General features: G+C 47.9%; 9 protein-coding genes. All 9 read left to right on the forward strand.

What is annotated here, in order from left to right:
* The first annotated feature begins 73 nt into the window (after positions 1-73).
* The 9 genes from rplQ (at position 74) to IRJ25_RS14550 (ending at position 6,533) form a co-directional block, all read left to right on the forward strand.
* Positions 74-427 carry a 50S ribosomal protein L17 gene (gene rplQ, locus IRJ25_RS14510; protein ID WP_012727650.1) on the forward strand — a complete coding sequence of 118 codons (354 nt, stop codon included), beginning with the start codon at positions 74-76 and terminating at the stop codon, positions 425-427.
* A gap of 69 nt (positions 428-496) precedes the next feature.
* Positions 497-1,333, forward strand: a complete 837-nt coding sequence (locus IRJ25_RS14515) for an energy-coupling factor transporter ATPase (RefSeq protein ID WP_269318555.1) — start codon at positions 497-499, stop codon at positions 1,331-1,333.
* Positions 1,309-2,187: an energy-coupling factor transporter ATPase gene (locus IRJ25_RS14520; RefSeq protein WP_078147865.1), complete on the forward strand. Its 879-nt coding sequence runs from the start codon at positions 1,309-1,311 to the stop codon at positions 2,185-2,187. The genes IRJ25_RS14515 and IRJ25_RS14520 overlap by 25 nt, the downstream gene beginning before the upstream one ends.
* Positions 2,184-2,975, forward strand: a complete 792-nt coding sequence (locus tag IRJ25_RS14525; RefSeq protein WP_214785124.1) for an energy-coupling factor transporter transmembrane component T family protein — start codon at positions 2,184-2,186, stop codon at positions 2,973-2,975. Before IRJ25_RS14520 ends, IRJ25_RS14525 begins: the two co-directional genes overlap by 4 nt.
* Positions 2,972-3,712 (forward strand): tRNA pseudouridine(38-40) synthase TruA, encoded by a 741-nt coding sequence (truA, locus tag IRJ25_RS14530; protein ID WP_269318556.1) that lies wholly within the window; start codon positions 2,972-2,974, stop codon positions 3,710-3,712. The genes IRJ25_RS14525 and truA overlap by 4 nt, the downstream gene beginning before the upstream one ends.
* A 143-nt stretch (positions 3,713-3,855) precedes the next feature.
* Entirely contained in the window at positions 3,856-4,293 is a 438-nt protein-coding gene (gene rplM, locus IRJ25_RS14535; protein ID WP_012727645.1) for a 50S ribosomal protein L13, read from the forward strand.
* A 25-nt stretch (positions 4,294-4,318) separates the two neighbouring features.
* Positions 4,319-4,711 carry a 30S ribosomal protein S9 gene (rpsI, locus tag IRJ25_RS14540; RefSeq protein WP_012727644.1) on the forward strand — a complete coding sequence of 131 codons (393 nt, stop codon included), beginning with the start codon at positions 4,319-4,321 and terminating at the stop codon, positions 4,709-4,711.
* 134 nt (positions 4,712-4,845) lie between these two features.
* A complete protein-coding gene (locus IRJ25_RS14545; protein ID WP_026824853.1) occupies positions 4,846-5,877 on the forward strand; it encodes a P-loop NTPase in 1,032 nt (343 codons plus the stop codon).
* 11 nt (positions 5,878-5,888) lie between these two features.
* A complete protein-coding gene (locus IRJ25_RS14550; protein ID WP_214691669.1) occupies positions 5,889-6,533 on the forward strand; it encodes a KinB-signaling pathway activation protein in 645 nt (214 codons plus the stop codon).
* Positions 6,534-6,900: the final 367 nt, after the last annotated feature.

Genomic DNA, 6,900 nt, shown 5'->3' on the forward strand with positions numbered 1-6,900 from the left:
TCAACACAAGTTGGACGAACTCGGTTTGGGCTTGCGTAAAGAAGACTAAGTTCAACCGAAGGAGGGAAATGTAATGGCTTATTCGAAACTTGGCCGTACAAGCTCGCAACGCAAGGCGCTTTTGCGTGATCTTGCAACTGACCTAATCATCAACGAGCGCATTCAAACAACTGAACAAAAAGCGAAAGAACTTCGCCCAGTCGTTGAAAAATTGATCACTCTTGGGAAACGTGGCGATCTTCATGCCCGTCGTCAAGTAGCTTCATTCGTTCGCAAGGAGAACGCTGGAGAAAAAGACGCAATCCAAAAATTGTTCGAAGACGTGGCACCACGCTACGCTGAACGTCAAGGTGGATACACGCGCATCATGAAAGTCGGCCCACGCCGCGGCGATGGTGCAGAAGTTGTAATCATCGAACTCGTCTAATTCATTAGGCAGTCAACAGGGCATGCGGTGACGTATTGCCCTGTTTCCACATCAGAAAGGAGTCGACCTATGGAATCACAAATTATGGTACGGGATGTCGTATTTCATTACCCTGGACAGTCTGAGCCGGCGCTTAACGGCCTATCGCTCGATGTATATAATGGGGAATGGCTTGCGATTGTCGGCCATAATGGTTCTGGCAAGTCGACACTGACGAAGTTGTGGAACGGACTTCTCATTCCTGAACAGGGGGAAGTTCGCGTCGAGACACTCGATCCGTCGAACGCCGCAGACGTGTGGGACGTTCGAACGCGAATCGGGGTCGTCTTTCAAAATCCCGACAATCAATTTGTCGGGGCGACCGTGCGCGATGATGTGGCATTTTCTCTCGAAAACATGGGACTTCCACGTCAAGAAATGGTTCGTCGAATTGATGACAGTCTAGCGCGCGTTGGATTATCGGAACTAGCGGACCGTGAACCGCATCAGTTATCCGGTGGACAAAAGCAGCGCGTTGCGATAGCTGCGGCTCTCGCAATGCGCCCGCGTGTCCTCGTGCTCGATGAAGCGACCTCCATGCTCGACCCGATTGGGCGACAAGAGGTATTACAAACGGTACGACAGCTCGTCTCGGAAGGGATGACCGTTGTCGCCATTACACACGAGCTCGACGAAGTGTTGTTTGCTGACCGTATCATTGCATTGTCGAAAGGCAAGATTGCGATGACCGGCACACCTGAAGACGTGTTTCAACATCCAGATACGCTTCGTGACATTCAACTAGATGTCCCGTTTATCGTTCGGATGCAACTCGAACTGAAGGCACGTGGCATTCCACTCGATCGTCTGATGCTACAACATTCGGAGTTGGTGAACCATCTATGCCGATACGCATTGAAGAAGTAACATATCAATACCAAATGAATACTCCGTTTGAACGAACCGCGCTGCGCGATGTGAATGTAACCATTCCATCGGGAGCGCTTGTTGCGTTTCTTGGGCATACTGGCTCAGGGAAATCGACACTTGTTCAACATATGAACGGCTTATTGCGCCCGACTGACGGACGTGTGGTGGTCGATGATATCATTGTCACCCCGATTCGGACGCGCCGTGACAAGAAACAGAATCTTTTGCCGCTTCGGCGTCGCGTTGGGCTCGTCTTTCAATATCCAGAGCACCAATTGTTTGAAGAGACGGTCGAACGCGACGTCATGTTCGGTCCGCGCAACTTTGGCGCGACAGATGCCGAAGCGAAAGAGCGAGCCCACGAGGCCCTTCGTCTCGTCGGCTTGGATGAAACGTTATGGGACCGTTCGCCGTTTGATCTTTCAGGAGGGCAGATGCGCCGTGTCGCGATTGCAGGTGTTTTAGCGAGCCGGCCTGATGTGCTCATTGTCGATGAACCGACAGCGGGTCTCGACCCAATTGGGAGACGAGACATGCTCGCCTTATTCAAACGTTTACGAGAAGAGTTGAACCTTACGTTGATCCTTGTCTCGCATGACATGGATGATGTACTCGCCTATGCGGAGCGCGTCATCGTGATGGAGCGTGGTCAGGTGGCGTTTGATGGAGACCCGTTTGAATTGTTCCAAGACGAGGTACTGGTGCGACGTCTCCAGCTCGACATCCCGCACGTCTTACGATTCGCTCGTGACATGGCACCGGTTCTTGGAGAAACGTCCATCCCGCTCGTACGAACCGAGAGCGAGCTGGCGGATTGGGTGGCGGAACGGCTGAAAGGGGGAGCGACATGATTATCGGTCAATATATACCCGGACATTCGTGGCTTCATTCCCTTGATGCGCGTGCCAAGACGCTCTTCATTTTAGGATTCATCCCAGTTGTTTTTTTAGCTGACAACTTATGGACGAATTTATTTTTACTCGCGTTCACGTTGTTTGCGGTCAAACTGTCACAGTTATCGTGGCGCTATTTATGGAACGGTCTTCGCATGATCTTATTTTTGATCGTCTTCACGTTGATCTTACAACTGTTATTCAATCGAGACGGGACACTTCTATTCGAATTAGGACCGATTGCGATTTATTCGGAAGGAATTCGAATGGGGATGATTGTCTCGCTTCGCTTCTTTTATCTCGTCATGTTGACGACACTCGTGACGTTAACGACGACACCGATGGAATTGACCGATTCGATTGAAGCGGGGCTACGGCCATTCGAACGGATTCGTGTGCCGGCCCACGAAATTGCGTTGATGCTTTCCATTTCACTCCGTTTCCTACCGACGCTTGCGGATGAGACGGACCGGATTATGAAAGCTCAGCAGGCGCGCGGGGTCGATTTGATGAGTGGACCTTGGAAATCCCGTCTAAAAGGGGTTATCCCTCTTTTGATTCCATTGTTCATTTCTGCGTTTAAGCGTGCTGAGGACCTCGCTACGGCTATGGAAGCCCGTGGTTACCGAGGAGGAGAAGGGCGGACGAGGTTGCGTGAAATGGAATGGCAAATGCGTGACACAGCCGTATTACTCATCTTTATCGTGTTGACGCTCATTTTGTTTGGATTGAGAGGGATTGGATGAGACGAATTAAACTGATTGTCGCCTATGATGGGACACATTATGCGGGATATCAAGTGCAGCCGAATGGCAATACCATTCAAGCGGAGATTGAATCTGTCTTGGCACGTATGCATCGATATCCGGTAAAAATCGTCGCCTCAGGTCGTACAGACGCTCGCGTCCATGCTTTAGGACAGGTGATTCACTTTGACACGTCGTTAGAGATGCCCGCTGAGCGCTTCGTCAAAGCGTTAAACGCCATGCTACCAAACGATATCCTCGTTAAACAGGCGGAAGAAATAGACGATACGTTCCACGCACGTTACGGTGCGAAGCGAAAAGAGTATCGCTATCATATCCGTCAGACCGAGGATCCGTTTCGTCGGCACTATGCTGCGACCGTGACGTATAAGCTGAGCCTTGAGGCGATGCGTCAAGCGATGGAGCGGTTGATTGGGACCCACGACTTTACGTCGTTCTCTGTGACAAAGGCAGAAGTCGAAGATCGGGTCCGTACTATCTATGAAGCAGAAGTGCTCGAGATGGGAGACGAGATCATATTCCGTTTCGTTGGATCAGGTTTTCTATACAACCAAGTCCGCATCATGGTAGGGACGGTCATCGAGGTAGGGAGAGGCAAGTATCAGCCCGCAGATATCACACAAATGCTAGAGGCGAAGGACCGCCGCGTAGCGGGGATTACCGCCCCCCCACACGGTTTGTATTTGTGGAATGTGAATTATGAAAAAGTAGATTGACATTCCCCTTATAAAATCGTATTATATTCATTGGCATTTCATTTTCAAATTTAGAGATGAACCACAATCTTAGCCCCGTAAACTAGGATTATGATAAAGCATCAAAAAATTAAGTGAACAGACATTTCTAGGAGGTATTCCACATGCGCACAACATTCATGGCTAAAGCATCTGAAGTAGAACGCAAATGGCTCCTTATCGACGCAGAAGGCAAAACACTTGGTCGTTTGACTAGTGAAGTAGCTTCACTTCTTCGCGGTAAGCACAAGCCGACTTTCACACCACACGTTGATTGCGGAGACCACGTCATCATCATCAACGCTGAGAAAATCAAATTGACTGGTAACAAATTGAATGACAAGATCTACTACCGTCATTCAGGTCATCCAGGCGGTTTGAAATCACAAACTGCAAAAGAGCTTCTCGCAAAACGTCCAGAGCGTATGCTTGAACTCGCGATCAAAGGGATGCTTCCAAAAGGATCACTCGGTCGTCAACAATTCAACAAACTCCACGTTTACGCTGGAGCTGAACACAAGCACGAAGCACAAAAACCAGAAGTTTACGAACTTCGCGGTTAATCGAGACACAGGGAGGAACTAAACGATGGCAGATGTACGTTACTACGGAACAGGCCGCCGCAAACACTCGGTGGCTCGCGTTCACCTCGTTGCAGGTGACGGTAAAGTTGTTGTAAATGGCCGCGATATCTCAGAATACTTCGGTCATGAGACTTTGATCATGATGGCTAAATCACCACTCGTATTGACTGAAACAGAAGGTAAATACGATGTAATCGTTAACGTTAACGGTGGTGGATACACTGGACAAGCTGGAGCAATTCGCCACGGCGTATCACGTGCGCTTCTTCAAGCGGACCCAGAATTCCGTCCAAGCCTCAAAGAAAAAGGCTTCTTAACTCGTGACGCTCGTATGAAAGAACGTAAAAAATACGGTCTTAAAGCAGCACGTCGCGCACCACAATTCTCGAAGCGTTAATCTTCGCGATGTGGTTCGAACTCTCCATCCTTTCGGGTGGAGAGTTTTTTGTTTGAAATAGTCGATTCCGAACCCGTCAAGAAAACGCTTTTTTTGATATACTGATATCGAAACAGTTAGAAGGGGGAAGCAATATGCTTACAGTAGAGCAAGTACGCGAGGAATTGGCGGGGCTTGTTGATCCGACGATCAACCGAACGCTTGGAGATACAGCAGGAGTAAAAGACATTCGAATCAAAGAAGACTATGTCAGTGTAAAAGTGGCACTCGGACAAACAGGGAGCGGGGAACAGCTTCAGTTACAACAAGAAATCGTCACGTTGCTCAAGGGGAAAGGCTTTAAGACGGTCGGGCTTCGCTTTGAGGCATTGAATGATGAAAGTTTGAAAGAGGCGACGAAACCGGCAATCCTCCGTGAAAACTCAGGGACGACGTTTATCGCCATCGCTTCTGGTAAGGGTGGCGTAGGAAAATCGACAGTATCCGTCAACTTGGCTGTCGCGCTTGCGCGAGCGGGTAAAAAGGTCGGGTTGATTGATGCGGATATTTACGGCTTCAGTGTTCCAGATATGCTCGGCATCGAGGAACGACCGGTTGTTCGCGGCGAGAAGATCATTCCAGTCGAGCGTTTTGGCGTAAAAGTCATCTCAATGGGATTCTTCGTTGAAGACAATGCGCCGGTCATCTGGCGTGGACCGATGCTCGGGAAGATGTTAAATAACTTCTTCAATGACGTCGAGTGGGGCGATCTTGACTATCTCTTGCTCGACTTACCGCCGGGAACGGGGGATGTCGCGCTCGATATCCATTCGATGCTCCCATCATGTCAGGAATTGATTGTCACGACACCTCATGCGACAGCAGCATTCGTTGCGGCTCGTGCCGGAGCGATGGCAATCAAAACGAACCACAAACTATTAGGTATTATTGAAAACATGGCTTATTTCGAAAGTAAGCTAACTGGTGAAAAAGAATACGTATTCGGTTACGGTGGTGGAGAAAAGCTTTCAGAAGCATTGAAGAGTAAGCTACTTGCTCAAATCCCGCTCGGCCAACCGTACGACAATGAAGAGGACTTCGCACCTTCTGTCTATCGGGATGGACATCCGTTCGAGCATACGTATGACGAGTTGGCGCAAGCAGTCATTAAACAAATAGAAGGGTGAATCGGTGAGAGATGAAAGTACAAGGTTTTTTACGTTTGTTTTGGACAACGCTCGTATTCGGGACGTTGTTCGGGTTCCTGATGAATTTATTGGCGAACCCGGGTTATTTGGTCAGTCAGTCCTGGGAGGCAATTGTCACGGCGCTTAGTTATTCGAGTACATGGACGGGAATCAGCATGATGGGCTTCTTTGCCTATTTGATTATTCATCGAGTCGGACTCGACTTGTTTAGAGGACCACGTCTATGGAATCGCGTTCAAGTGTTACTAATCGCTTTTGCGATTTTTGATGCCGTCTACTTACGGATGCTCGCATTCGGTAATGATCACATGTGGCGTTACATCGGTGAGATGCTTGTGTTACTCATTGTCGCTTGGGTCGTTGCTGCGAGTAAGGCGAAACAAACAAATAAGAGTGCTTTCATCCCGACACTTTTCTTAATGACTGTCATTACGTTAATTGAATGGATTCCAGCTTTGCAAACAACGGACGAGATTCCATTGCTCTGGCCGGCACTAGCCACATTGGTGTTTGCGAACGCTTATCAGGTATTAATGCTTCATCGCTTCCAACAGACAGGACAAGCGGTTCAAGTCGCTTCACCCGAAGTTAGAAAGAAAAAAACGAAGAAACAGATGTCGTCTAAATCATCGTAAAAAGTAAATGGTTGTGTGGATAATCCGAAGTGTTTTGGGTGATCCGCCAACCATTTTTTATTCATTTCAACAAAACAAAGAAAAATTAAAGTTTTTTTAGAAAAATAGTTGACGGTTTTTTAGGATGCTGATATATTAATAAACGTCGCTGATGTTGTTCACGAAACAAACTTCAGGAAGCGAAAAAAATAATAAAAAGTGGTTGACTTTAATAAGTCAAATCGCTATTATTAAAAAGTCGCTAACACGACAACGATTGGTCTTTGAAAACTGAACGATGAGGCAAAAATAAGTTTTACAATTTTTGAATGAAGCGCAAGCTTCGTCAATTTAAGAGCTATATCAAATTCTTTGGAGAGTTTGATCC

The sequence above is a fragment of the Exiguobacterium sp. KJ 601 genome (assembly GCF_027161185.1).
Classification (GTDB): Bacteria; Bacillota; Bacilli; order Exiguobacteriales; family Exiguobacteriaceae; genus Exiguobacterium; species Exiguobacterium profundum.

Bases quoted from the DNA above. Each gene is read 5' to 3' on its own strand.
- rplQ (WP_012727650.1), top strand. From the start codon at position 74: ATGGCTTATTCGAAACTTGGCCGTACAAGCTCGCAACGCAAGGCGCTT.
- IRJ25_RS14515 (WP_269318555.1), top strand. From the start codon at position 497: ATGGAATCACAAATTATGGTACGGGATGTCGTATTTCATTACCCTGGA.
- IRJ25_RS14520 (WP_078147865.1), top strand. From the start codon at position 1,309: ATGCCGATACGCATTGAAGAAGTAACATATCAATACCAAATGAATACT.
- IRJ25_RS14525 (WP_214785124.1), top strand. From the start codon at position 2,184: ATGATTATCGGTCAATATATACCCGGACATTCGTGGCTTCATTCCCTT.
- truA (WP_269318556.1), top strand. From the start codon at position 2,972: ATGAGACGAATTAAACTGATTGTCGCCTATGATGGGACACATTATGCG.
- rplM (WP_012727645.1), top strand. From the start codon at position 3,856: ATGCGCACAACATTCATGGCTAAAGCATCTGAAGTAGAACGCAAATGG.
- rpsI (WP_012727644.1), top strand. From the start codon at position 4,319: ATGGCAGATGTACGTTACTACGGAACAGGCCGCCGCAAACACTCGGTG.
- IRJ25_RS14545 (WP_026824853.1), top strand. From the start codon at position 4,846: ATGCTTACAGTAGAGCAAGTACGCGAGGAATTGGCGGGGCTTGTTGAT.
- IRJ25_RS14550 (WP_214691669.1), top strand. From the start codon at position 5,889: ATGAAAGTACAAGGTTTTTTACGTTTGTTTTGGACAACGCTCGTATTC.